The sequence below is a fragment of the Rhodoferax ferrireducens genome (assembly GCF_031458075.1).
GTDB lineage: Bacteria > Pseudomonadota > Gammaproteobacteria > Burkholderiales > Burkholderiaceae_C > Rhodoferax_B > Rhodoferax_B ferrireducens_A.
Genome location: NZ_JAVDXT010000002.1, coordinates 1,072,231 through 1,096,908, shown reverse-complemented (window position 1 = coordinate 1,096,908; position 24,678 = coordinate 1,072,231). Strand labels below are relative to the sequence as shown.

Annotated in this window: 19 protein-coding genes; 9 read left to right on the top strand and 10 right to left on the bottom strand. The window is 66.1% G+C overall.

Annotated elements, in window-relative coordinates:
* Window positions 1-30 precede the first annotated feature (30 nt).
* The 3 genes from J2X19_RS14065 to J2X19_RS14055 form a co-directional block, all read right to left on the bottom strand.
* Entirely contained in the window at window positions 31-2,229 is a 2,199-nt protein-coding gene (locus J2X19_RS14065; protein WP_310374024.1) for a cadherin-like beta sandwich domain-containing protein, read from the bottom strand.
* Between the two features lie 202 nt (window positions 2,230-2,431).
* Complete coding sequence (locus tag J2X19_RS14060) at window positions 2,432-2,875, bottom strand: type II 3-dehydroquinate dehydratase (protein ID WP_310374023.1); 444 nt, start codon at window positions 2,873-2,875, stop codon at window positions 2,432-2,434.
* 22 nt (window positions 2,876-2,897) lie between these two features.
* A complete protein-coding gene (locus tag J2X19_RS14055; RefSeq protein WP_310374021.1) occupies window positions 2,898-3,905 on the bottom strand; it encodes a TRAP transporter substrate-binding protein in 1,008 nt (335 codons plus the stop codon).
* A gap of 216 nt (window positions 3,906-4,121) precedes the next feature.
* On the opposite strand from J2X19_RS14055, the gene J2X19_RS14050 reads away from it, so the two are divergent.
* Window positions 4,122-4,904 (top strand): IclR family transcriptional regulator, encoded by a 783-nt coding sequence (locus tag J2X19_RS14050; protein WP_310374018.1) that lies wholly within the window; start codon window positions 4,122-4,124, stop codon window positions 4,902-4,904.
* 41 nt (window positions 4,905-4,945) lie between these two features.
* Here the strand turns inward: J2X19_RS14050 and J2X19_RS14045 are convergent, their stop codons facing one another.
* A complete protein-coding gene (locus J2X19_RS14045; RefSeq protein WP_310374016.1) occupies window positions 4,946-6,190 on the bottom strand; it encodes a TIGR03862 family flavoprotein in 1,245 nt (414 codons plus the stop codon).
* 124 nt (window positions 6,191-6,314) lie between these two features.
* Between J2X19_RS14045 and J2X19_RS14040 the strand changes: the two genes are divergently transcribed.
* Window positions 6,315-7,088, top strand: coding sequence for a response regulator (locus J2X19_RS14040; protein ID WP_310374014.1), 774 nt, complete (start codon window positions 6,315-6,317; stop codon window positions 7,086-7,088).
* 5 nt (window positions 7,089-7,093) lie between these two features.
* Entirely contained in the window at window positions 7,094-9,034 is a 1,941-nt protein-coding gene (locus tag J2X19_RS14035) for a hybrid sensor histidine kinase/response regulator (RefSeq protein WP_310374012.1), read from the top strand.
* On the opposite strand, the gene J2X19_RS14030 is transcribed toward J2X19_RS14035, so the two are convergent.
* On the bottom strand, window positions 9,031-9,471 hold the full coding sequence (locus tag J2X19_RS14030; protein ID WP_310374010.1) for a globin family protein: 441 nt from the start codon (window positions 9,469-9,471) through the stop codon (window positions 9,031-9,033). The genes J2X19_RS14035 and J2X19_RS14030 overlap by 4 nt on opposite strands.
* A 322-nt stretch (window positions 9,472-9,793) precedes the next feature.
* Between J2X19_RS14030 and J2X19_RS14025 the strand changes: the two genes are divergently transcribed.
* Entirely contained in the window at window positions 9,794-9,967 is a 174-nt protein-coding gene (locus J2X19_RS14025; protein ID WP_310374008.1) for a hypothetical protein, read from the top strand.
* Between the two features lie 630 nt (window positions 9,968-10,597).
* Here the strand turns inward: J2X19_RS14025 and J2X19_RS14020 are convergent.
* From J2X19_RS14020 to J2X19_RS14005, 4 genes are all read right to left on the bottom strand, one after another.
* Entirely contained in the window at window positions 10,598-11,386 is a 789-nt protein-coding gene (locus J2X19_RS14020; protein ID WP_310374006.1) for a transporter substrate-binding domain-containing protein, read from the bottom strand.
* A gap of 71 nt (window positions 11,387-11,457) precedes the next feature.
* Window positions 11,458-14,748, bottom strand: coding sequence for a UvrD-helicase domain-containing protein (locus tag J2X19_RS14015; RefSeq protein WP_310374004.1), 3,291 nt, complete (start codon window positions 14,746-14,748; stop codon window positions 11,458-11,460).
* A complete protein-coding gene (locus J2X19_RS14010; RefSeq protein ID WP_310374002.1) occupies window positions 14,745-15,956 on the bottom strand; it encodes an MFS transporter in 1,212 nt (403 codons plus the stop codon). The genes J2X19_RS14015 and J2X19_RS14010 overlap by 4 nt, the downstream gene beginning before the upstream one ends.
* A gap of 9 nt (window positions 15,957-15,965) precedes the next feature.
* Window positions 15,966-16,598 carry an HAD family hydrolase gene (locus J2X19_RS14005; protein ID WP_116606397.1) on the bottom strand — a complete coding sequence of 211 codons (633 nt, stop codon included), beginning with the start codon at window positions 16,596-16,598 and terminating at the stop codon, window positions 15,966-15,968.
* A 247-nt stretch (window positions 16,599-16,845) separates the two neighbouring features.
* On the opposite strand from J2X19_RS14005, the gene J2X19_RS14000 reads away from it, so the two are divergent.
* Entirely contained in the window at window positions 16,846-17,778 is a 933-nt protein-coding gene (locus tag J2X19_RS14000) for a LysR substrate-binding domain-containing protein (protein WP_310373999.1), read from the top strand.
* 42 nt (window positions 17,779-17,820) lie between these two features.
* Here J2X19_RS14000 and J2X19_RS13995 read toward each other — a convergent pair whose 3' ends face one another.
* Complete coding sequence (locus tag J2X19_RS13995; protein ID WP_310373997.1) at window positions 17,821-20,355, bottom strand: PD-(D/E)XK nuclease family protein; 2,535 nt, start codon at window positions 20,353-20,355, stop codon at window positions 17,821-17,823.
* Window positions 20,356-20,491: 136 nt separating this feature from the next.
* Between J2X19_RS13995 and trxA the strand changes: the two genes are divergently transcribed.
* From trxA to J2X19_RS13975, 4 genes are all read left to right on the top strand, one after another.
* Entirely contained in the window at window positions 20,492-20,824 is a 333-nt protein-coding gene (trxA, locus tag J2X19_RS13990; RefSeq protein WP_092755182.1) for a thioredoxin TrxA, read from the top strand.
* Window positions 20,825-20,999: 175 nt separating this feature from the next.
* Window positions 21,000-22,262 (top strand): transcription termination factor Rho, encoded by a 1,263-nt coding sequence (rho, locus tag J2X19_RS13985; RefSeq protein WP_092755185.1) that lies wholly within the window; start codon window positions 21,000-21,002, stop codon window positions 22,260-22,262.
* 204 nt (window positions 22,263-22,466) lie between these two features.
* Window positions 22,467-22,742 carry a type B 50S ribosomal protein L31 gene (locus tag J2X19_RS13980; protein WP_116606396.1) on the top strand — a complete coding sequence of 92 codons (276 nt, stop codon included), beginning with the start codon at window positions 22,467-22,469 and terminating at the stop codon, window positions 22,740-22,742.
* A 137-nt stretch (window positions 22,743-22,879) separates the two neighbouring features.
* The gene (locus tag J2X19_RS13975; protein WP_310373994.1) at window positions 22,880-24,625 is read left to right on the top strand and encodes a hypothetical protein; all 1,746 of its coding nucleotides are present in this window, start codon (window positions 22,880-22,882) and stop codon (window positions 24,623-24,625) included.
* The last annotated feature ends 53 nt before the right edge of the window (window positions 24,626-24,678 follow it).

The window sequence follows — 24,678 nt, the reverse complement described above, 5'->3', positions numbered from 1 at the left end:
CCGCAGCGGGTCGCAACGGATCAGCTCACATCACACCACCGCGACAGTGAAGGTGTAGCTGCTGGTCACGCTGCCGTCTGGCGACACCACGTCGACCTTGATGCTGCTGCCCGCCGCGACCGCCACCGTGGTGCTGGCCCCCTGCGCCAGCGCCGTGCCATTCACCTTCATCGAACTGATCTTGTTCGACATGGCGGTGGGCTTGAGCACGATGCTGGTGGTGCCGGTGGGCACGTTGATGGTGTAGCCGGTGGTCCAGGGGTCGAACTTGTTCGGCAACTTGTTGGCCACGCCGTTGGCGGCTGCCGCCCAGTAGACATCGACGCCGACCAGCGTGCCACCGCTGATCTCGATATTGCTGAGCACCGCATACTTCTTGTAGCCATCGGCGGCGTTGTAGTCGATGCTGGCCGCGCAGGGGTAGGCGCTGGTGGGCTTGGTCAGGTAGTCGACCGCTGCCGCATACTTGCCGATCGGGCCGATGGCCATCCAGTTCTTGTCGCGCCACATGTCGCCGATGATGCTCATGCGGTCCCCCGTCTTGGTACCGCCGCGTATCGACGGTTTGGCCACGGCATTGCCCTCGTCGATCAGCTGCTGGAAGCACTTGACGAAGTTGTTCACGCATTCCATGCCCACCGAGGCTTCCTGGTGCGCATTGGTGACCTCGACGATCTCGCCGGTGGTGCTGCTCTTCTGGTAGTTGACCACCAGCTGCTGCACCAGCGACAGGAACAGATCCACCTTGACGCTCTGGTACTGGGTGGTGTCGGCGGTGTAGGCGCGGTTGCAGCCCCACATGTCAGAGCCGAACACCCAGCCGGTCTGGTTGACGATGCAGGTCACCGTGCCATTGGTGTGGCCGGGCTGCACATAAGCTGTGGCCTGCACATTGCCGAGGTTCAGCACCTGGCCGTCGGCAATGGCCACCGCCGCCGTGCCGGCCGATTGGAAGTCGCTGCGGCTAGAGGCCATGAAGGCGGCTTTTTCGATGGCCGACGCATACAAGGTGACGCCGGCCGAGGTGAAGTTGTAGATCTGCTCAGAGTGGTCCGGGTGGTTGTGGCCGACGATCACGTCATAGGGCTTGGTGGCCAGGGTGTCGATGAAGGTCTTGAGGTTGGCTTTCTGGTAGCCGTATTCGCCGGCGTCGAACACCAGGCCGCGCGTCGAGCCTTCGATGTAGAAAACGAAGGCCTGGAAATACTCGGCCGGGTTGTTGATCTTCCACACCGTGGGCGAGGTACTGGTGCCCGCATGCATCAGCTTGGCCTGGAAGCTGCCGACCTGCGGACGCACGATGTTCCAGACGAATTCGCGCACCGCGCTGACCGCCAGGCCGTTTTTCTTGGCCACGGTCTTCAGCCGGTACAGGCGCGAATCGGTGGTCGAGCTCAGGGGGTTGACGAACTGCAGCACGCCGTCGGCGGTGAAGTCATATACCGCGCCGGCGGTGGTCGGGTCGGCCGGCTCGCTGCCGTCAAAGGTCACGGTGTAGTAAATGGTGGCGCCGGCGGTCGGCGTGGAGATGCGCACATAGCGCCGTGGCGCCGTGGTGCCGGCCTTGCACATCACCTGCGGCGGAGCTACCAAGCCGGCAGTGATATTGGCCAGGATCGCCTTGGCGTCGTTCAAGGTGATGGTGCCGGCCGGCGCAAACAGGCTGGCGCTGCTGCCTTGCATAAAGCCTGCCGCCACGATGGCATTGACGCTGGCGCGCTTGCTGGCGCTGATGCTGCCGGCATCGCTAAAACCGGCCAGGGCATTGCCGGCCGCGGCCGGGATCTTGAAGGCCTTCACATAGATGTCGGCCACGTCCTCGCGGGTCACCAGCTTGTCGGGGTAAAAGCGCCCGCCGACGTTGCTGATGATGGCCTCTTCGAGGGCGGTCTCGATCTGCTTGGCATACCGGGTGGCGCCGAACACCACGTCCACAAAGGTGGGCTGCACCGCCTTGTACGGGTCTACGTATTCGGAGGAATGCACCCAGTCGAAGTAGTCGGAAATCGAGGCCACAAAGGCGGCACGCGTCAACACCTCGGTGCCGGCGTCGGTCGCGGAGTCGCCGCCGCCACAGCCCGACAGCGCCACCGTGGAAGCCATCAGGCTGGGCAGCCCCAGCAGCTGCGCAAACATGCGGCGCGAAATCTTGCCGGTAAGCAAACTGTCGGTCGCTACCGGCTGGAGTGGGAGTGGGAACGCGGGGTCCATTTGGCGTGTGTCTGTCATGTCGTCCTCTGGGTGGTGGATAAAGTTCTTGTGCTGTCGCTTACTTAAAACAAACTAGTCCGTACATTTTTGGTCGTGGTGTCTCCTTGTGGGGGATACGCGGTGCTAGGGGTGAAGATGCTGAAACTGCTGCCGCAGCCTGTTCTGGGCCGCGGCACACCCGGCCAGGTTGACTGGTCGGATGGGGGAATGGGCAGGCGGATCAGCCCGGTGCAGGCTGCTGCAACTCCACCAGCGCGCGCAAGGCGGCCAGGTAGGAGATCGGCCCCAGGCCTTGCACCGTGCCTTTGACGGCCGGTGAAATGATGGAATGCGCGCGCCAAGTTTCACGCGCGGCGATGTTGGACATATGCACTTCAATCGTCGGAAACGGCATGGCCTTGATCGCGTCGTGCAGCGGCACGCCGTGCTGGGTCAAGCCCGCAGGGTTGACCAGGGCGCCTTGCGCGGTGTCGATGTTCTTGTGCAGGAAGTCGATCAAATCGCCTTCGTGGTTGGACTGCAGTATGTCCAGCGTCACGCCCAGCTCGAGCGCCAGGCTTTCCAGGCGCGCATTGATCTGCGTCAGTGTGGTGGTGCCGTAGATATGCGGCTCGCGGCGCCCGAACAGGTTCAGGTTGGGGCCGTGTAGAACGAGGATTTTCATGGTGTGTCTTGCGCCCAGGGGCTTATTTGAGGATGCGGGCCAGCTCGTCGTTGTAGAGCTTGACTGTGGCCGGGTCGTAGCTGGCAGCGAAGCGCTCCAGCACCGGCTTGACCAGCTGGCGCATGCGTGCCACTTCAAGCGCGGCAAGCTCGTTGAACTGCATGCCCTTGGCCTGCAACTCGCCCACCGCCTTCTGGGCCGCGGCGCGGCTCACCTGGCGCTGGTAGGTGCGCGACTCGTCGGCGGCCTCGTGCATCATCTTTTGCTCGGCGGGGCTCAGCTGGTCCCAGAACTTCTTGCTGACCAGCACGATATTGGCCGCGTAGACATGGTTGGTGGCGCTTACGAACTTCTGCACTTCAAATAGCTTGTTCGACAGAATCACCGCATACGGGTTCTCCTGGCCGTCCACCGCCTTGGCCTCCAGCGCGCCATACAGCTCGGCGAACGGCATGGGCACGGGGTTGGCCTTGAAGGTGCGGAAGGTCTCCAGGAACACTGGGTTCGGGATCACCCGGATCTTCAGGCCATCCAGGTCTTCGGCCTTGGTGATCGGGCGCCGGCTATTGGTCACGTTGCGAAAGCCCAGGTCCCAGTAGCCCAGCGCGACCAGCCCCTTCTCGGGCAGTTTGGCGAGCAAAGTCTGGCCCAGCGGACCATCGAGCAGCCGGTCTGCCTGGGCGAAAGTGCTGACGGCAAACGGAAAGTCCACCAGGCCGAATTCCTTGACGATGCCGGCCAGCGAAGTGGTGGCCGGCGCCGACATCTGCTGGATGCCGCCCTGCAGTGCCGACTGCTGCTGCAGCTCGTTGCCCAGCTGGGAGGCCGGGTATTCCTGCACCTTGAGCTTGCCGCCGCTCTTGGCGGCCAGCAGCTCAGCGAAGCGCTTCACGCCAAAACTCACCGGGTGGTCGGCGTTATTCAAATGGCCGAAGCGGATGGTGCGTTCCGGTGCATCCTGGGCCTGGGCTGCGGTGCCCACAACCATAGCCAGGCCGGCCACAGCCAGTGAACGGATCAGTGTTTTCAAGTTTGTCTCCAATCGGATGGGGAGTGCTCTTTATGCCGTGTGGCGTGTCTGGCACCTTGGTTTCGGCGCCATCATAGCAATTTGTGGAAATGTTTTCCACTTTTTCAAAAACCCGATTGGCACGGCAAAAGCCTGCCCATTTCTGTTGCACACTCGGCGCAAACACAGCGGCCCACCGCGCCGAAAACTACGACCACAGCACACCAGGTAGATGACATGAGCGGAATCCTCGAACGCAGCTTCAAAGTGCTGGAGCATCTGGCCGACCACCCCGAAGGCACGGCCTTGTCGGCCATGGCGCAGGAGCTGGCCATGCCCTTGAGCGCCACCCACCGCCTGCTCACCGAGCTGATCCGCTGTGGCTATGTGCGCCAGGAGCAAAGCCACAGCGTCTATGTGCTGAACATCAAGCTGGTGTCGCTGGGCCTGCGCTTCCTCAGCAACAGCGGCATCGTCGACGTAGCCCAGCCGCTGCTGGACCGGCTGGCCGCCGAGTCCGGCGAACTGGTGCGCCTGGCCGTGGTCGATGGCGACGAACTGACCTTCGTGGCCAAGGCCCAGGGCGCGACCAAGGGCCTGCGCTACGACCCGGACATGGGGCTGTCGGTCAACCTGTCGTGCAGCGCGGCCGGCCACGCCTGGCTGTCCACCATGGACGACAAAGAGGCGCTGCAGCGGGTCAACCAACAAGGCTTTGGCAAGCCCGAGGACTTCGGGCCGAATGCGCCGAAGAATGCCAAAGCGCTGCTGCCGTTTCTGCACAACGCGCGGGCCCGTGGCTTCAGCATGATCAACGAGGTTTTCGCCCCCGCCATGACCGCCATGGCCGCGCCCTTGCGCGGCCACAACAATGTGGTGCTGGGCGTCATCACCATCGCTGGGCCATTGGTGCGCCTGACCGAAAAACGCATGGAGGCGCTAGGCCCCACCTTGCTGAGCACCGCCGACGAGGTGGCCCACGCCAGCGCTGCCTCGGCGCTGTTCAAGCGCAGGGCGTAACGCTATCTTTTAAATAGCTGCTCGCGCAGACGCTACCTGCGCTACAGCCCTAAAAACCTTAAAACGCCCTGCCCTGCGCGCTGGCCGCTGGCCATGCTGGCGGTCAGCAGGTAGCCGCCGGTGGGGGCCTCCCAGTCCAGCATCTCGCCGGCGGCGAACACGCCGGGCAAGGGCTCGAGCATCAGGTCGGCATTCAAGGCCTCGAAGGCCACGCCGCCGGCGCTGCTGATGGCTTCGTCGATAGGCCGGGTGGCAACCAGGCGGATCGGCAGCGACTTGATCGCCGCAGCCAAAGCCGCAGGGTTCTGGAAGCTGGCCTTGTCCAGCAGCTCGTGCAGGATACCGGCCTTGATGCCTTCCAGGCCGAGCCGGCTTTTCAGGTGGCTGGACAGCGAACGCGTGCCGCGCGGGTGCGCGACCTCGGCCAGCACGCGCTCGGCCGACAAGGCTGGCAGCAGGTCCAGATACACCGTGGCGCTGCCGTTCAAGGCGATCTCGTCGCGCACCAGGGCCGATGCGGCGTAGACCAGGCTGCCTTCGATGCCGCTGGCGGTGGCGACGAACTCGCCCTGGCGGCGGAAGCTCTCGCCGGCCGCATTGGTGAACGACAAGGCCACGGTCTTGAACGGTTGGCCGGCAAAGCGGCTGCTGAAATGCTCGGTCCAGCCCGCCACGTCAAAGCCGCAGTTCGCTGGCAGCAGCGGCACAACCGGCACGCCCGCTGCTTGTAGCAAAGGCACCCAGGCGCCGTCCGACCCCAACCTAGCCCAGCTGCCGCCACCCAGCGCCAGCACCACCGCATCGGCCGTGGCCTGCACCGGGCCCTTGGGCGTGTCGAAGCGCCAGGTATTCGCCTCCAGCCCGACCCAGCGGTGCCGCATATGGAACTGCACGCCGGCCACGCGCAGGCGGTGCAGCCAGGCGCGCAGCAGTGGCGCCGATTTCATATCGGTAGGGAACACCCGGCCCGAGCTGCCAACAAAGGTGTCCACACCCAATTCCTTGGCCCAGTCGCGCAGCTGGGCCGCGCCCAAATCCTGCAGCCAGGGGCCGACTTGCGCTTGCCGCGTGCCGAAGCGGGTGGCGAACAACTCGGCCGGCTCCGAATGGGTCAGGTTCAGCCCACCCTTGCCGGCCAGTAAAAACTTGCGGCCCACCGAGGGCATGGCGTCGAACAGCTGCACCGCCACGCCGGCCTGGGCCAGCACCTCGGCCGCCATCAAGCCTGCAGGGCCACCGCCGATCACCAGTGCGGTCTTGCCCGTGGGCTTTACTTCTTTTTGCATTGCATCTTTCATGATTGATGCCCCGATTTCACCACGCGCGCGGCAACAGCCCGCAAATGCCGGGTTTGCCGGCCTCGCTCGTTACACTGGACTACCGACCACGGCCCTCCTCCCATCCACCATGATGACCCAGACTCCTCAGACTCCTGGTAACGCCAGCCCTGCGGTGCTGGTCGTCGACGACGAACCCGAGCTGTGCACGCTGCTGGCCGAGTACCTGGGCCGGCACGGCTTCCAGGTGCGCACCGCGCCCGATGCCGCCGCCGCCCGCGCCCTGGTGGCCGAACAGGTGCCGGCGCTGGCCCTGCTCGATATCCACATGCCCGGCGAAAACGGCTTGTCGCTGGCGCGCTGGCTGCGCGACAACCATCCGCGCATGGGCCTGGTGATGCTGACCACCGCGGTCGACGCGGTAGACCGCATCGTCGGGCTGGAGCTGGGCGCCGACGACTACGTGCCCAAACCCTTCGACATGCGCGAGCTGCTGGCCCGGATACGCGCCGTGCTGCGCCGCGCCGAGGTCACGGCCGCCGCCATCGCCGCCGCAAGCGTGTCCGCCCCGGCGCCGCTGGACAGCAGCCCCACCACCCGGCGCGTGGCCTTTGGCGACTGCCTGCTGGACCTGGACCAGCGCCGCCTGCTGAACGCCGCGGGTGCCGACATCGAAATCAGCGCCGCCGAATTCGACCTGCTGGCGCTGTTCGCCCGCCACCCGCACCGCCCGCTGGACCGCAACCAGATCATGGAACAGGCGCACAACCGCGGCTGGGATGTGTTCGACCGCTCGATCGACCTGCGCATCATGCGGCTGCGCCGCAAGATCGAGCGCAACCCCGACAAGCCCGAGCTGATCAAGACCGTGCGCAACGTCGGCTACGTTTTCGTGCCCACGGCCTGAGCGCCATGCACCCACTTGACCCGCAGCTCAGCAGCCTGCTGCTGGACCACAGCACCGCCCAGTTGGGCGTACTGGACCGAGCCCATTGCTACGTCTACGCCAACCGCGCGCTGCTGGACTTTCTGGGCCGCAGCGCCGACCAGGTGCTGGGCCGCTCCATCGCCGAGGTGTTGGGCCAGGCCGCGTATGCCGCCTACCTGCCGCTGGCCGAGCGCGCGTTCCAGGGCGAATCGCTGCGCAGCGAAGGCTGGGTGGACCTGCCTGGCCGGGGCCGGCGCTACCTGGTCGAAACCCTATTGCCCTATTCCCCCGATGGCGGGCCGGTGCAGCTGGTGGCCAGCTTTGGCCTGGACCACAGCGCGCTCAAGCAGCACGAGCAAGAGCTGTCCGAACAGCTGGCCCAGCTGCATACCGTGGAAGCACTGAAGTCGGCCATCGTCGACCACGCGCTGGCGGCCCTCATATCGACCGACGCACTGGGGCAGATCGTCGAATTCAACCCCGCGGCCGAGGCCATGTTCGGCCACAGCCGGGCCCAGGTGCTGGGCCGGCCAGTCAGCGAAGTGATGATTCCCCCGCGCTTTCGCGCCGCCCACCAGGCCGGCATGCAGCGCATGCAGACCGGCCAGCCCGCGCGTGTGCTGGGCAAGCGGCTGGAGATGCACGCGGTGCGCGCCGATGGCAGCGAATTCCCGATGGAAATGGTGCTCTGGCGCACCGATGCCGAGGGCAGCAGCTTCTACACCGCGTCCATCGCCGACCTGTCCGAGCGGCACAACGCCGCGGCGCAGATCGAGCGCCAGCGCGAGGCCTTGCGGCAGAGCGAAAAGCTGTCCGCCATGGGCAGCCTGCTGGCCGGCGTGGCGCATGAGCTGAACAACCCGCTGGCCATCGTCATGGGCCGGGCCAGCCTGCTGGAAGAAAAATGCGCCGACCTGCCCGCGCTGCAGGCCGACGCCCAGCGCATCCGCGAAGCCGCCGAACGCTGCGGCCGCATCGTCCGCACCTTTCTGAACATGGCGCGCAGCCGGCCGGCGCTGCGCGGCCCGGTGGACCTGAACGACATGGTGCGCGCCGCCACCGACATGCTGAAGTACGGCTACCGCAGCCACGGCATCAGCCTGGAGCTGGCGCTGGCCGACGGCCTGCCCGAAGCCAACGTGGACGGCGACCAGATCGGCCAGGTGGTCATGAACCTGCTGGTCAACGCCCAGCAAGCGCTGGCTAGCGCCCAGGGCGCGCGCCGGGTGCTGGTGCAGACCGGGCTGGAGCCGCGGCGCAGCCACCGCGAACCGCGCGTCTGGCTGCGTGTGGCCGACAACGGCCCCGGCGTGCCGGCGCTGGAGCGGGACCGGGTCTTCGAACCCTTCTTCACCACCAAGGCCGAGGGCATAGGCACGGGCATGGGTCTGGCGGTATCGCGCAGCCTGGCGCGCGACCACGGCGGCGACCTGGCGCTGGAGCCCACGCCGGCCGAAGGCGGTGCCAGCTTCCGCCTGAGCCTGCCGATCAGCGGCCAGGCCGAGGCTCCTACAGACAGTGCGCCAGCGCCGCTGCCCGAGCCGCCGGCCGCGCCCCAGCGGCGCGTGCTGGTGGTCGATGACGAGGCCGAGCTGGTCAAGCTGATACGCTATTTTCTTGAAAGCGCGGGCTACGAGGTGGCCACCGCCGAGTCCGGCGCCGTGGCCCTGGAGATGCTGGACATGGTGCGCTTCGACGCCATCGTCTCGGACCTGCGCATGCCCGACATGGACGGCGCCGGCCTGTGGCGCGCGGTGTCGACCCAGCACCCGCGGCTGGCGCGGGCCATGCTGTTCGTCACCGGCGACACCTTGTCGCCCGATGCGCGCGCCTTTCTTCGCAGCACGCGCTGCGACGCGCTGGACAAGCCGTTTACCCGCGACAACCTGCTGGCCAGGGTGGCGGCGCTGATGGAAAAGACTTAGGCGACCACGGCCAGCCGTTCTAGCACCGGCGGTGTCTGCGCGCCCTCTTGCATCGTGCGGCTGACCACGCCATACATCGCCGCCCAGGCATCGCGGGTCTGCGCTGTAAAGGCCTCGCCCAGCCCCTGGCCCAGGGTCTTCAGCAGCGCCGCGCCCACGGTGTCGTAGTGCCGGTCCTGCACGCCGTAGCCTACATGCCGCGCGCCCAAGTTGCGAAGCACCGGCAGCAAGGCATCCGGCCGGTCCAGCAGGCCCACGGCGCCGCTAATCATCTTCATCAGCCGCTCGCCCTGGTGTTCCAGGCTGCCGTGGAACAGCGGGCGCAGCTGCGGGTCGGCGGCAAACAGGTTGTCGTAGAACAGCGCGGCGGCCTGCGGGGCGATGGGCTGCACCAGCGCAAAGCTGCTGCGCACGAGGGAGATGTGTTCAGGGGTCATGGGTTTCCTTGGATGAAGCCCCAAGCATCCGGCCCGCGTGTTGCACGCCGGTTTCGGCGCGTGGCTGGATTTGTTTCGTTTGTTGCGGCGGCCATCGCTACACATTCCATAGCTACCTGCGCTGGTAGAGCCTGCGCCAGAGGCCTAAAAGGCTTGAATCTCGGATAGCGGCGCTTCCGCCCCGGACTGCGTGCGCCGCAACGCAACAAATGAAACCTGCGCGCAGTGCGCGTGAAACACGGGCTGGCGAGCATTGCCTATCCGCCCCACCCGCTGCGCAGTCTGCAGGGGGCGGCCATTCAACCACCCATCAGGAGCCACCATGCACAGCCCTATCCATATCCACCGCCCCCATTACGAACTGGACCTGACCGCACAGCCGCGGCGCCCTTCGTGGCTCGTCCGTTTCAGCCAGTGGTTGACCGGTCAGCCCTCAAGCCAGCAGGCTCTGCGCCGTGAATTGCGGCTTGCGAGTTTTGAGGCGTATATCCATTGAGGCTTGGCCTATGTGCTGTTGATATCCCTGGCCGGGTGTGCGCCCGGCAGCGCAGTCACCTTTCTTTGCTTCGCCATCGAGCCGTAACCCAAAGAAAGGCGAGCCGAAGTCGTCGCCCGGCTACGCCGGTACGCTGCGTTGCTCGGTCTGAGCGGGGTCCCGCTCGAACTCTGCCTTTGGCCTCAAACAGTCGCAGGCCCTGATCCGCCCAGCCCTGCGCTACTCGCCGACGCCACACGGCGTGGACACGGGAGCGGACATCCAGCCCGGCAAGCCGGGCTCGCGCCCTAGGCGCGATGTGGCGCTGCGCGCCACCGATCCCGCTCCCGGGGTCCCCCTCTGTATGCGCCGAGGAGCGCAGTTTCAAGTGGATAAGGGCCCGCGACTGTCTGAGCGCAGCGAGTTCGAGCGGGACCCCGCTTGAAGCGAGCACCGCAGGTTCCCGTAGCGCCAGCAGAGGGCGCAGACAGTGGGGGGCCTTTTCTTTGGTGACTTTCTTTTGGCGAAGCAAAGAAGAAGTACCTCGCCTGCCGGGGCGAGACCCGGCCAGCGGCGTTGGCGGCTGCAACAGCTTCAAAAACAAGAGCAATCGCAAGGCAACCGACCCAACTCTCGGCCCGCGCCAAATCCCTAAGGCAGATCACCTACAGGCCGCCCCAGCCACCGCACCGCCATCTTGTCCAGATCCCCATTCTTGCGCGCGTCGGCGATGATGCCGTTGATCACCAGCCGCAGCTTGTCTTCCCCTTTGGCGACCCCGATGTAGTTGGGGCTGTCTTTCAGCAGCAGCTTGAATTCGGTGCTGACCTTGGGGTGCTGCTGCATCATGTTGCCCGCCACGGAGGCACCGACGGCGATCAAATCCACCTGGCCGTTGACGTAGGCGGACACGGTTTTGGTGTTGTCCTCGTAGCTGCGGACGTCCGCACTCGGGGGGGCCAGCTTGCGCAGTTCGGCATCTTCCACCGAACCCTTGGTGACGGCAATCGTCTTGCCCGCCAGGTCGGCAAAGCCTTTGACCTGGCTGGTCTTGGCGCCAAATATGGCCTGGAAGAACGGCGAGTAGGCCGCGGCAAAGTCGATCTGCTTTTCGCGCTCGGGATTCTTGCCCAGGGTGGCGATCACCACGTCGGCCTTTTTGGTTTCCAGGTAAGCGATGCGGTTGGCGCTGGTCACCGGCACCAGATTGACCGCCACACCCAGCTTGGCGCCGATGTAGTTGGCCACGTCCACATCCAGGCCCTGGATCTGAAAGTCCTTGCCCATGGAGCCATACGGCGGGTAGTCCGGCGGCACGGCGATAGTGACCTTTTTGTTCTTCAGTATCGTGTCCAGCGCGTTCTGTGCCTGCGCCGTGGCGCCCAGCAGCAGCAATGCGGCGCCCAAACCCAGTACGCGGCAACTTTTGCGGATGTTCATAGAGGACTTCAAAAAAGTAAAAGAAACACAGAGAGCACATCGCGTGCCATGTGCGGGGCCTGCCGCAACGGTCAGTCCAATGCTATCAGCGCACCTTGACCGGTCAGAAACGCCGCCTGCACCGGGGCATCGGGATACAGGGTCTGCAGCGCGGCCCGGTAGCTGCGCAACTGCAGCACCAGCCCCGGCTGGCGCTGCGGCGTGGCGGCGGACTTGTAGTCCAGCACCCACCAGGCGCCTGTGTCCCGGCGCCGCACCAGCCGGTCCAGGCGCTGCGTCTGGCCCTGGTAGCTCAGGGCGACTTCGTTGCCATGCCAGTCTATGGCCTCCGGGTTCCAGGCCCAGGCGCCCTCACCGGCCAGGATGGCGGCAGCCATGTCGGCGGCCTGGCGGGCCTGCTCGGCATCCAGCGCGAATTCGCGCACCACGGCCGGCAGGTGCTGAGGGTCCGGCGCGGCGCCCCCCAGCGGCACCCATTCCAGCAGGCGGTGCATGGCCTGGCCGACACGCGACTCGGCGCCATCGGCCTCGGCCGGCACACGCGGCGGCGCGGCCAACAAACCGATCTCGGGCAGCACCAGCAAGCTGAACGGCGCATCGGCGGCGGTATCGCCCAGCGGCTGGGCCTGGTCCAGCCCGGCCACATCGATAGGCTGGGCCAGGGGTTGCAGGCGCTGCCACCACGATCCATCGACAGCCTTGTGCGGCAACACCGACGAAATCACCAGCTGGCTGCGCGCGCGGGTCATGGCCACGTACAGGCCGTTCAGCTCTTCGCGCTGGCGTGCGGCCTGCTCGATGGCCAGCACGTCGACCACGCAGGCCGGCGGGTTCGATTCGCTGGCCAAGAACACCAGGCGCACCGGTGCCTCGGCCTCGCCCGGCCAATCGACCAGCACGCCCATGGTCTCGGCCTTGGCCGAGGGGGTATCGGTGTCCAGCAGCAGCACCAGAGCGGCCTCCAGGCCCTTGGCGCCGTGCACGGTGAGCAGGCGCACGGCATCGGGGGCACCGGTGACCGGGGCCTTGACGCCGCCGGCCTTGAGCGCGCGCACCAGCGCATACGGAGTGGCAAAGCGGCCTTCGTTGAGCTGCAGCGCCGTGCCCAGCACCGCGCGCAGATTGGCCAGCACCGCGCTGCGCAAGGCGGCCGGCGCAGCGGCGGCAAAGCGGGCCAGCACGTCGCCATCGGCATAGATCGCGTCCAGCGCGTCGTGCGGTGGCAGCACATCAAGCCAGCCCTTCCATCGCATCAAAACGGGCGCTAGCGCAGATAGGACGGGCGGCAGCTGCTCTGTATTGTGTAGCAAGCTCCACCAGCTGCTGTCGCTGGGGTTGTCCACATCGGCGCGGGCCGCGCGCTGCAGCAGGGCCAGATGAACCAGGTCGGCATCGGCCACGCCGAACAGCGGCGACTTCAGCGCCTGGGCCAGCGACAGGTCGTGGTGGGTGGAGACCAGCGCATCCAGCAGCGCAGCAATGTCCTGCACCTCGGGGGCGTCGGCCAGGTCGGCTTTTTCGGGCTGCTGGGTGGGGATGTGCAGGCTGCGCAGCGCGTCGCGCATCTGGCTCAGGCGGTCGCGCTTGCGGGCCAGCACCATCACGTCTTTGGGCTGCAGGCCGTCGGCCAATTGCAGCGCCAGCCACTGGGCGGCCTGGCGGCATTCCAGACTGCGCAAGGTGTCCTCGGGTTCTTCGCGCGGCGTGCCCAGGCTGTCGCGCCAGGCCAGCTCGGCGCCGTCTTCGGGTAGCTTGGCGCCCTGGTTGGCGTCGCGCGGAATCGCCGGCAGGCAGCGCAGCGCGCCCTGGGCGGTGGATTCCGTGGTGTGGTCGCGGAAGCCGTCATAGGCGCCCGCCGCCTGCGCGGCCGACATGACGGCGTTGACGGCGGCCATCACCGGTGGCGCGTTGCGCCGGGTGTGGTCGCAGCTCAGCAGGTCGCCGCCCAGCCCGTCCACCACAAAGGCCTGGGCGGCGCGGAACACCTGGGGCTCGGCGCGGCGGAAGCGGTAAATGCTCTGCTTGGGGTCGCCCACGATGAACACGCTGGGCGCACCGCCAGAGGCACTTCCCGCGCTACCGCCCGAGCCCGCATAGCCGCTGAGCCAGGCGTGCAGTGCCTGCCACTGCAGCGGACTGGTGTCCTGGAATTCGTCGATCAGCAAATGCTTGACCTTGGCGTCGAGCCGCTCCTGCACCCAGCCGCTGAGCACCGGGTCGGACAGCATCACCGATGCCGCGCGCTCCACGTCGTTCATGTCGACCCAGCCGCGCTCGTATTTGAGGGCAGCCAGCTCGGCGATCAGCACCCGGGTCAGCCGCGCCATGCGCTGCTGGTGGCTCCAGGCCGCGTGCTGCAGCTGGGCCTGGGCGACTTGCAACACCAGCTCTTGCGCCGTGCGGATGGTCTGGATGCCGACGATCTTTTCGCTGAACTTGCGTGCCGAACCGGTGGCGGTCAGCAAGGCCGTGGCCACGCCGGCAGCATGCTGGGCGGTGATCGCCTGCTCCAGCTCGCCGCCCTTGGCGGAAAAGGTGGGCGCGCTGGCCCGGCCCAGATTCGCCGCCGCCTCTTGCAGCAGCGCGCGCTGGGTCCACAAATAATCTTCCGGCGCGGCCAGGCCGGCGAAGGCCGGGAACTGGTCGCCAAACGGCGGCACCGACGCATCGACCACGCCATGCGCGTCGGCCAGTGCGAACTCGACACGCTTGCCTATGGCGGCGGCCAGCGCCTTTTGCGCCTGGAAGCGGCCATGGACGGCCACCAGGGCCTCGAAGTCGGCGCGCGCGTCGGGGTTGTCCACCACCGTGGCGTAAAAACGCGGCCAGACCTCGCGCACCGCCTCGGCGTCGTCTTCCAGCAGGCTGTAGTTGGGCGGCAAGCCCAGGTCTTGCAGTACGGCCAGCGGCGCGGTACGCAGCAAGGCGGCAAACCAGCTGTGGAAGGTGCGGATCTGCACCGGCCGGGCGCTGGCCAGCAGCTGGGGATACAGCTGCTTGAGTGCTGGGGACTGGGCCGCGATCTGCGCCAGCGGCACGCCGCGTGCCTGCAGCTCGGCGGCCAGCTGCTCGGGCCCGGCCTGGGCGAATTCCACCAGCCATTCGTTCAGGCGCTGGCGCATCTCGCCCGCGGCTTTTTTGGTGAAGGTGATGGCCAGGATTTCATGCGCGGCCACGCCATGGCCATCGGTGGCGAGGCTGCCTTCCAGCAGCGCGCGCAATATGCGCGACACCAGCATCCAGGTCTTGCCCGCGCCCGCGCAGGCCTCGACCGCAATGCTGCGCCGCGGGTCGCAGGCGATGGCGTAGAACGCCGCGCGCTCGACCGGCCGGCCGTTGTGTTCGTACGCCGCCAACGTCATGTACGTTTGCCCAACGAACCCGCGGCCAGCAGGCTCAGCAGCACGAACGGCAGGCATACGCCGTACAGGGTGCGCACGCCAAAGTGTTCGGCCACCTGGCCCAGCAGCGGTGGGCCGAGCAGAAACACCACGAAGGAAATCTGCGCCAGTGCCGCCACGTTGACCGCCGCCGGCCGGTCCACGCGCTGCGCCGCGGCCGACATGGCCAGTGGAAAGATGCCGCTGGTGCCCACGCCCATCAGGCCCAGGCCCAGCAGCGCCAGAGCCGGCGTAGGCGCCAGCGTGACCAGCAGCGCGCCGCAGCCCAGCACGCTGAGCAGGCAGCGCGCAAACAGCACGGGGCTGAAACGTTCGACCAGGCCATCGGCAAAAAAGCGCATCACCGCCTGGGTGAACGCGCCCGCCGCCACCGCGAGACCACAGACCCAGGGCGCGGCCGCGAACACATCGCGCATGTAGATGGCCGACCAGTCGGCGCCCGCGCCCTCCAGCAGCATGGCCGACAAGGTGACGCAGACCAGCGCCATGATGGCCCAGGTGGGCCGGGCGAAATGCGGGGCTTCCTCCGGCTCGGTAGTTCCGGCCTCGCGCAGCGGCGCCGGGCTGAAGCGGCCCAGCAGCAGCAGCGTGGCCACCAGCACCACCGGCACCATGCCGGCCAGGTGCAGCTGTGGGCTCACGCCCAATTGCGATATGCCCGCACCCAGCAGCCCCGCGGCAAAAAAGCCAAAGCTCCAGAAGGCGTGCGCACGGTTCATGATGCGCCGACCCAGCTGGTGCTCGACCCGGTCGGCTTCCACATTCACCACCACCTCGACCACGCCTATGCACAGGCCCGCGGGCACCAGGCAGAGGAACAGCATCAGCGGCCCGGAGGCCCAGGAGGCAATGGCAAAAAACACCGCGATCATCGGCGTCAGCACCAGCAGCGCGCGGCGGTAGCCTATGCGCTCCAGCAGGCGGCTGGCAAAAGTCAGCGACACCAGGGTGCCGGCCGCCGTGCCGATCAGCGCCAGGCCGAGCGCGCCCTCGCCTACACCCATGCCGCGCTGGATTTCACCCAACCGCGGGAAGATGCTGCCCAAGCCGAACGAGTAGAGGAAAAAGGCCGCAAACACTCGCATCGCAGGCGACAAGGCCAGGCCAAAGCGGGGTTCGCTGCCAAACCCGCCAGACACCAGGGCTACATTCGTATTGCTGTCAACCATGTCGCGCTTTCAATTCAACCAGCCAAGCGCCGTCAGGTCGCGCTCGCATTGCGCCGCGTCCAGAAACTGCACCGCCTGCCAGCCCCGGGCGCGGGCCGTCACGATGTTGTGCGCGTTGTCGTCGATGAACACGGTGTGCGCGGGCGACAGGCCGAACTGCTGTTCGGCCAGCGCATAGATCGCCGGTTCGGGTTTGACCAGGCCGACCCGGGCCGAAAAAATGCCGTCTTCGAAGTGTTCGAAGAAGTCGCGCTCGGCCACCAGCCGGTCGGCGTAGGGGCTGGGCATGTTCGACAGATACACCAGCCTATGGCCCTGGGCCTGCAAGCGCGGCAGCAGCGCGGCGGTGTCGCCCTTGGTGTGCAGATGGTCGGGGATGGCGTGGATGAAGCGCAGCAGCTCGGCCGCCTCGACCCCGCTCTGGGCCGACAGCAGCGCCGCCAGCGGCTCGGCGGCTACGCTGCCACGGTCGAATTCGGCCCAGGTGGCACCGGGGTGCAGACCCTGGAAGATGCGTTCGCACAGCTGCTCGGCAGCCGCCGGGTTGGGCGCGTGGGCGGGCAGGAGGTGCATGGCCAATTCGATCGGCTTCCAGTGCAAGAGCACGGCGCCCAGGTCAAAGACAACGGTTTGGGGAGTCACAGGGAATTCCTAATGGGGCGGCTGGGACGGCGGCGTCCGGCAGCCAGGCTGGGAGGTTAAGGCATTTTGGCCGGTGGTGCGGCCGCGCAGCGCCAAAGCCAGTGCTGTGCAGCAGCACAAGGCAATGAGCTGATCTACATACTTGGTTTTGTGCATACATGGGTATGCTAGAGGCATTGATGGGACGGGACTATCGATGAATTTTGCCAAAAGCATGAAATCAACTCATACCAAACAGACCTCGCCCATGCAACGCCGCCTGCCCTCCATGAACATGTTGCGGGCCTTCGAAGCGGCGGCACGCCAGCAGAGCGTGACCCTGGCAGCGCAGGAGCTGCACGTTACCCAAAGCGCGGTCAGCCACCAGATCAAGGCGCTGGAAGCCTGGCTGGGCGTGGCCCTGGTGCAGCGCAATGGCCGCGGCCTGGGACTGACGGCCGAGGGCGCGGCCTATTTGCCCAGCCTGAGCAGCGCCTTCGACCTGATGGCCCAGGCCACCGGCCGCATCGAACGGCGAGCCCAGCGCAACACCTTGTTGGTGAATTCCATGGCCACACTGTCGGCACAGTGGCTGATCCCCAGGCTGGCCGCGTTCTGCGCCGAGATGCCCGAAGTGGATGTGCAGTTGTCCACCAACGTCAACGCCTTTGAGTTCGACCCGGCGGCCTATGACGTGTCGATACGCTGCATGTACGACATCGAGCGCGCCGAGCTGCTGCGCAAGGATAAATGGCGCGGTGTACAGATCGAGGCCTTCTTGCCCGAATCCCTGACGCCGCTGTGCAGCCCGCGGTTGATGACCGGCAAGCTGGCGATCCGCAAACCCAGCGATCTGCGCAAACACACACTGCTGCTCAGCCGCTCCACCCCCATGTTCTGGCAAGACTGGGCGGCGGCCGCCGGCGAACCCGAGCTGCAAGCGGCCAACAGCCTGACCTTCGACCATACCCACTTGGCGGTGCAGGCCGCCGTGCAAGGCATGGGCGTGGCCCTGGGTAACCGGCACCAACTGTCTGACATGCTGGCCAGTGGCCTGCTGGCCACGCCATTTCCCACGATTGAAATCGACCTGAAAAACGTCTGCTGGATGCTGCCCCCGCACGCCGCGCAGAACCCGCACGCTCTGGCCTTCTGCCAATGGCTGAAGCGATCAGGCAACAATGAGAAAAGCCAGGCCTAGCGGGCTCCCGTCGTTCCTCGCGGGCCCACCTGGTGGGTGTATTCAGTCACTCCACCAGTCCTTGCGGCACAAGCCACGCGCCGCGCAGAAGGTGCAGGCCGCGCCCTCGCCCAGTGCCGCCAGCACGGCGCCATCGGCAATCCGCTGCATGTCGTCCAGGATGCCGTGCACCAGCGCGTCGCGCGCTTCCACCACCTCGGTTTGCTCGAACAGCTGGCTGCCGTCCTTCTCGCCCACGTTCAGGTAGGCGGCACGCAAGGTGTCCTGCGGCAGCAGGGCCGCGTAGAAGGCCAGTTGGGTGTCCTCCAGCGGCTGCTTGATGCGCTTCTGGGTGGCCAGGGCGTTTTCGGTCTTGTAGTCGATGACCAGGGCCGTGGTGCTGCCATCGGCATGCACCTGGTCGACCCGGTCTATGGTGCCGATCAGGGTCAGCGGGCCCAGCGGCAGCTGGAGCGCGCTCTCCGCCTGCTCGAAGCGCCCGCCCGCGGCCTCGTGCGGCGCCAGCCAGGCCAGGTAGCCGTCGCGTACCCGCGGCCAGGCCGAGGCAAACGGCAGGAACTCGCCGGGCTCCAGATGCATATCGCGCGTGACCTGCTCAGCCGCTACGTTAATCATAGCTACCCGCGCAGATATATTCTGCGCTGGAGCCATATTTAATGCCTCATGGAAGGTTTTCAGCACCGCATGCAGCCAGGTGCCGAAATCGCGCTTGTCGACCTCGCCCGTCAACTCCTGCGACTCCTGCAAGCCCAGCTGGCGCAGGCCGAAAAAGCGGTATGGGCAGCGGCGCAAATCCTCGTAGGCACTGGCCGACAGACGCTGCACCGGCAACGCCGCACCCACCGGCAAGGGCCGCAGACTGGGCTGGGGCGCCAGGCTGCGCGGCACCCGCGGGTCGTCAGCCGGCGCCAGTGCGGACTCCGCCCACAGCGCCTGCACCAAGGGGCTGGCCAGCAGGGTCTCGCCGGAGGCATCGCTTTGCCGCCACAGCACATCGGTGTGCGGGGTTTGCAGCGCATTGGCCCAGGCGGCGCGGCTGGCGGCCTCCAGCACGGCGCGCGAAGGCAGCCCCAAGGCTTCGCGCTGGCTGGCGGTCCAGGCGCCGGGCGGCTCGGGCGACACGGCCAGACGCACCTCGTCGCAGCCGGGCAGCACCAGGGCCGGGAACGGCCGGGCCAGCAACTGGCTCAGCGGCAACACCACCACCTGCTCGTCCTGCGGGTGGTCGGGCACATAGCTGGCGGCCTCCAGGGCATCGCCAACCCAGCCGCTGAACTCGGCCAGGCGCAGGCGGCGCGCAGCTTGCGGCAAGTGGGCGAATTCGGCCTCGGCGCCCTCCTCCAGCCGCAGCGCGGCCAGCAGTTTGGCGCCGGCCGCATCCGCCACCAATACCGGCCATTGGCCGCTGGCTTGCAGCAGCGCACGCACCGCGGCCAGCCACTGCACCAAAGGCCGGGAGGCTTGCAGCGTGGCGCGCAACTGGTTCGCCAGGCGCACCGCATCAGATACCGCGGGCTGCCTGGGCGTAGCCTCGGGGCTCCAGGCCGACCAGCTCTGCACCGCGGCTTTGCGCAGCGCTTTCTCCAGGGCTTGGACCGTGCGCGGACGGAAGGCCGGGGCGTTCTTCAGCCAGTCCAGCACCGCGTCGCTGCTGGCGTCCCAGCGGGCGGCGCGCAGGGTCACCACCATCTGGGCAGCGGCCCGGGTGGTGGACAGCTTCCAGCCGGTTTCATCGCGGATGCGCACGTTCTGCGCGGCCAGCATGGCGCGGATGCGCCGGGTCAGCAGGCGGTCGGTGGCCACCAGGGCGACGGGCGTGCGCCCGGCCTCGATGTGGCGCAGCACGCAGGCGGCGGCGCGCAGGGCTTCGTCTTCGGAATCGCTGGCCGCGTGCAGCGCGGGCATGGCCGGCGCCGGTGGCTCAGGCCGGGTCAGCCGTGCCACCTTGTCGCCCCAGCTGCGGCACAGCGCCTCCACCAGTGGCTCGGTCTGGAAGCCATCGAGCACGATGATGCAGTCCAGCGCCGCGGGCACGGACGGGCTCCACAGCACATCGGTGGCATAGGCCGAGGCCGCAGCCCATTCCAGCGCGATCCGGGCCACCACGCATTCGAGTGCCAGCACCGGCGCCTCCATGCCCAGGGCCACGGCATTGCGGGCCTGCACGGCCCAGTCGGCGCGCTGAGCGGGCGGCACGGCGGCGGCCAGCGGCGCCAGCTGGTGGGCGGCTTCGACCAGCCGGGCCGACAAGGCCTCGCGTTGCGCGCCCAGGCCTGCGCTCTCCAGCAGCACCGGGGCCTGCAGCATGTCCATGGCGGTATCGAAACGCAGGTCGTGTGCGCCCACGGCCACACCGCCCAGGCCATGCGACCAGTTCAGGGTGGATTCGAAACGCGGGGCAAAGCCGTCGGGCGCGGCCTGGGCCCAGAACCGCTGCGCCAGCGGCATCAGCTGGGCATAGGGCAGCAAAACCACGGTGCGCGCCGGGTGGGCCTGGCGCTGCGCCATGGCCGCCCGCATTTGGGCCAGCAGGCCGGTGCCGGGCGCATGCCATAACGGGTCAAAAGAAGATGGCATAAGTGGAGCGGTGGCGCAGGGAGGGAAATGGTTTTTCGCTATGCCTGTGATAGCACGGTACACGGCGACGAGGACTCTTGCTTTCTGTCACAATGCCGCAACTTTAGTCGTATCGGCACTTGTTTAAGGAACCCCCATGGCCAACGAACTCATCAAACACATCTCGGACGCAAGCTTCGACGCGGACGTCTTGAAGTCCAACACTCCGGTACTGGTCGATTACTGGGCCGAATGGTGCGGTCCTTGCAAAATGATTGCCCCGATTCTCGACGAAGTGGCTACCGGTTATGCAGGTAAGCTGCAGATCACCAAGATGAATGTCGATGAGAACCGCGACATCCCCGCCAAGTTCGGCATCCGTGGCATTCCCACCCTGATGATTTTCAAGGGCGGCGAGCTCGCAGCCACCAAGGTTGGCGCCATGAGCAAGGCCCAACTGACCGCTTTTATCGACCAGCAGCTGGCCTGATAGCGCATTCCCTGAAGCCACCCCTGCGGTGGCTTCGTTTTTTCCTGTCATAATTCACCCATTCACCCGACTGCTACCCCGCAAGACGGTTCGAGTTCCCGGTTTGTGAGGCCCTTCTAGCCTCCTCATAACCTCCCCCCCTTTTCCTCAAAGAACTCCTCACAGGAGTCCATCCATGCACTTAAACGAACTCAAGGCACTGCACGTGTCTGAAGTCCTCAAGCAAGCCGAAGAACTTGAAATTGAGAACACTGGCCGTATGCGCAAGCAGGAGCTGATGTTTGCCATCATCAAAAAGCGCGCCCGCACTGGCGAGCAGATCATTGCCGATGGCGTGCTGGAAATCCTGCCGGACGGCTTCGGCTTTCTGCGCAGCCCCGACACCAGCTACACCGCGTCGACCGACGACATCTACATCAGCCCGAGCCAGGTGCGCCGCTTCAATCTGCACACCGGCGACATGATCGAAGGCGAAGTGCGCACGCCCAAGGACGGCGAACGCTACTTCGCGCTGAACAAGCTCGACAAGGTCAACGGCGGCGGCCCCGAAGAGAACAAGCACAAGGTCATGTTCGAAAACTTGACCCCGCTGTTCCCCAAGGAACAGATGAAGCTGGAACGCGACATCAAGGGCGAAGAAAACATCACCGGCCGCATCATCGACATCGTTGCACCCATCGGCAAAGGCCAGCGTGCCCTGCTGGTCGCCCCGCCCAAGAGCGGCAAGACGGTGATGATGCAGCACATGGCGCACGCCATTGCCGCCAACTACCCGAACAGCCACATGATGGTGCTGCTGGTCGACGAGCGGCCGGAAGAAGTGACCGAAATGCAGCGCTCGGTGAAGGGCGAAGTCATCGCCTCCACCTTCGACGAGCCCGCCGCGCGCCACGTACACGTGGCCGAAATGGTGATCGAACGCGCCAAGCGCCTGGTCGAGCTGAAAAAAGACGTGGTGATCCTGCTGGACTCGATCACCCGCCTGGCCCGCGCCTACAACAACGTTGTGCCCAGCTCAGGCAAGGTGCTGACCGGCGGCGTAGATTCCAACGCACTGCAGCGCCCCAAGCGCTTCCTGGGCGCGGCCCGCAATGTCGAAGAAGGTGGCTCGCTGACCATCATTGCCACCGCCCTGGTCGACACCGGCAGCCGCATGGACGAAGTGATCTTTGAAGAATTCAAGGGCACTGGCAACTGCGAAATCCACCTGGACCGCCGTTTGTACGAAAAGCGCGTGTTCCCGTCGATCCAGCTGAACCGCAGTGGCACCCGCCGCGAAGAACTGCTGCTGTCGCCCGAGATCCTGCAAAAGAGCCGCATCCTGCGCCAGTTCATGTACAACATGGACGAGATCGAATCCATGGAACTGATGTTAAAGAACATGAAATCCACGAAGAACAACACCGAGTTCTTCGACATGATGCGTCGTGGCGGATAAAAACTTTCAGTCCCCGGCTTTTCACTGCGCTACGCTACGTTGAATGCGCCACCCCCAAGGGGCGGCTCTACAAAGTGAAAAGCCAAAGGCTTAAATTTTCGGGATATAATCGAAGGCTAATCGCGAAAAGTACCGGGCTTTTGAATTGGGTAAGCACTTTACCCAAGGCACCGGGCGGCTAACGCAATTGAACAAGGAAGAGCTATGAAAGAAGGCATTCACCCCAACTACCGCGAAGTGTGTTTCCTGGACTTGTCCAACAACTTCAAGTTTGTGACCCGTTCTTGCGTTAACGCCAAGGAAATGATCAAGATGGAAGACGGCCGCGAACTGCCGCTGTACAAGCTGGATACCTCCAGCGAATCCCATCCTTTCTACACCGGTACGCAAAAATCCGTGGACAACATGGGTGGCCGCGTGGAACGTTTCCGCAACCGTTTCGGCAAGACCACCGCTGCAGCTACGCCAGCCGCAGAATAAGTTTTCCCGCATCCGCACAGGGGCAGCCCGGTTTATCCGCGCTGCCCTTTTGTTTTATCCGCCGTCTGATGTCTGGGCCCAGCAAGAGGCCGGCAAGGCTTTACCGGCGCGCTGCATAAGTCCTATATCCTCTCGCTGTGAACCACCCCACCCCTGCCATCGTGGCGCAAAGCGCCGTTCGCCGTCTGCCACGGATTGCACTGTGGCTGTTGTGCCTGGCCTATGTGCTGCCGGGCTTCGTCGGCCGCGAGCCCTGGCGCAACCACGACATGACGGCCTTTGGCTACATGGCCGAGCTGGCGCGCGGTGCCAGCGACTGGCTGCAGCCCCAGTTGCTGGGCCGCCCGCCGGAGATTGAAGCCCTGCTGCCCTATTGGCTGGGCGCCTGGGCGATGCAGCTGGCCCCCAGCGGATGGGCGCCCGACTTCGCCGCCCGCCTGCCGTTCATCCTGCTGCTGGCCGCCACCCTGGGTGCCACCTGGTATGCGGTGTACTACCTGGCCCGCAGCCCACGTGCCCAGCCCGTGGCATTCGCCTTTGGTGGCGAGGCCCGGCCCGCAGACTACGCCCGGGCTATGGCCGATGGCGGCCTGCTGGCCATGATCGCCTGCCTGGGCATGGCCCAGCTGTCGCACGAAACCACGCCCGCGCTGGCCCAGCTGGCGTTCACCGCGCTGAGCTTTTTTGCACTGTCGGCCATGCCGTACCGCACCTGGGTGCCGGCGCTCGGTGTCGCTGTGGGCCTGGCAGGCCTGGCGCTCTCGGGCGCGCCCAGCATGGCGGTGCTGCTGGGCCTGGGCGGCGCCGTCGTGTGCTTCCTGGACCGCAGCGAATCCCACGGCGAAACCGAACCCGGCGAACAACGCAATGCGCCACGCAGCCTGCGCTGGTCCGTGGCCGTGCTGGCGATCACCACCGGGGTGGCGCTGCTGGCCTGGTACCTCGACCAATGGCGCTGGCGCATCGAGGCGCCCGAAGCCAGCTGGTCCAATCTGCGCAGCATGGCCAGGCTCTTGCTCTGGTTCACCTGGCCGGCATGGCCGTTGGCACTATGGACGCTGTGGCGTTGGCGCCGCCAGCTGACCAGCGGCAATTTTGGCCGCCATCTGGCCCTGCCGCTGTGGTTTGTGGCGGTGGCCCTGGGGGCGACCCTGACCACCGATGCGGCCGATCGCTCCCTGCTGCTGGCCTTGCCTGCGCTGGCCACCTTGGCGGCGTTTGCCTTGCCCACTTTCAGCCGCACCGTGACGGCGTTGGTGGACTGGTTCACCTTGCTTTTCTTCACCATCTTTGCGCTGATGATCTGGGTGGTGTGGATCGCCGCGCAGACCGGTGTACCGCGGCAACCGGCGGCCAATCTGGCCAAGCTATTGCCCGGCTTCATGCCCAGCTTCACCTGGCTGCCGTTTCTGATTGCCAGCATGGCCACCCTGGTCTGGGTCTGGCTGGTCAAATGGCGGGTTGGGCGGCACCGATCCGCCATCTGGAAGAGCCTGGTACTGCCTGCCGGTGGCACGGCCCTGTGCTGGCTGCTGCTGACCACCCTGGGCCTGCCCGCCATGGACTACGGCCGCAGCTATGTGCCGCTGGTACGCAACATCAACCGGGTGATACACGCGCAAAGCCCGGCACAGGCAACACCAGCCTGCGTGGAATTTGACAACCTGACGCGTGGCCAGGTTGCGGCATTCCAGTTCCACGGCAAGCTGAAGCTCAAACCCGCTGGCAAGACACCCCAGTGCGGCTGGCTGCTGGTCGACACCGCCACCTCGCGCCCGCCCAGCCAAAAGCTTGACATGAAGCCCTGGGTGCTGCGCCTGAACGTGCGACGCCGCGCCGACAATGGCGAAGCCGTGCGCCTGTACCAGCGCGCAAATCCATAAGTTTTAAGGCTCTGGCGCTTATTTCACCTGCGCCAGCAGCTATAAATTAAATA

What these genes read in the sequence shown, in the direction of transcription:
- J2X19_RS14040 (WP_310374014.1), top strand. Translation starts at nt 6,315, where the DNA reads ATGACCCAGACTCCTCAGACTCCTGGTAACGCCAGCCCTGCGGTGCTG.
- rho (WP_092755185.1), top strand. Translation starts at nt 21,000, where the DNA reads ATGCACTTAAACGAACTCAAGGCACTGCACGTGTCTGAAGTCCTCAAG.
- J2X19_RS14010 (WP_310374002.1), bottom strand. Translation starts at nt 15,956, where the DNA reads ATGGTTGACAGCAATACGAATGTAGCCCTGGTGTCTGGCGGGTTTGGC.
- J2X19_RS14030 (WP_310374010.1), bottom strand. Translation starts at nt 9,471, where the DNA reads ATGACCCCTGAACACATCTCCCTCGTGCGCAGCAGCTTTGCGCTGGTG.
- J2X19_RS14065 (WP_310374024.1), bottom strand. Translation starts at nt 2,229, where the DNA reads ATGACAGACACACGCCAAATGGACCCCGCGTTCCCACTCCCACTCCAG.
- J2X19_RS14015 (WP_310374004.1), bottom strand. Translation starts at nt 14,748, where the DNA reads ATGACGTTGGCGGCGTACGAACACAACGGCCGGCCGGTCGAGCGCGCG.
- J2X19_RS13995 (WP_310373997.1), bottom strand. Translation starts at nt 20,355, where the DNA reads ATGCCATCTTCTTTTGACCCGTTATGGCATGCGCCCGGCACCGGCCTG.
- J2X19_RS14050 (WP_310374018.1), top strand. Translation starts at nt 4,122, where the DNA reads ATGAGCGGAATCCTCGAACGCAGCTTCAAAGTGCTGGAGCATCTGGCC.
- J2X19_RS14025 (WP_310374008.1), top strand. Translation starts at nt 9,794, where the DNA reads ATGCACAGCCCTATCCATATCCACCGCCCCCATTACGAACTGGACCTG.
- trxA (WP_092755182.1), top strand. Translation starts at nt 20,492, where the DNA reads ATGGCCAACGAACTCATCAAACACATCTCGGACGCAAGCTTCGACGCG.
- J2X19_RS14060 (WP_310374023.1), bottom strand. Translation starts at nt 2,875, where the DNA reads ATGAAAATCCTCGTTCTACACGGCCCCAACCTGAACCTGTTCGGGCGC.
- J2X19_RS14035 (WP_310374012.1), top strand. Translation starts at nt 7,094, where the DNA reads ATGCACCCACTTGACCCGCAGCTCAGCAGCCTGCTGCTGGACCACAGC.
- J2X19_RS14045 (WP_310374016.1), bottom strand. Translation starts at nt 6,190, where the DNA reads ATGCAAAAAGAAGTAAAGCCCACGGGCAAGACCGCACTGGTGATCGGC.
- J2X19_RS14020 (WP_310374006.1), bottom strand. Translation starts at nt 11,386, where the DNA reads ATGAACATCCGCAAAAGTTGCCGCGTACTGGGTTTGGGCGCCGCATTG.
- J2X19_RS13980 (WP_116606396.1), top strand. Translation starts at nt 22,467, where the DNA reads ATGAAAGAAGGCATTCACCCCAACTACCGCGAAGTGTGTTTCCTGGAC.
- J2X19_RS14000 (WP_310373999.1), top strand. Translation starts at nt 16,846, where the DNA reads ATGCAACGCCGCCTGCCCTCCATGAACATGTTGCGGGCCTTCGAAGCG.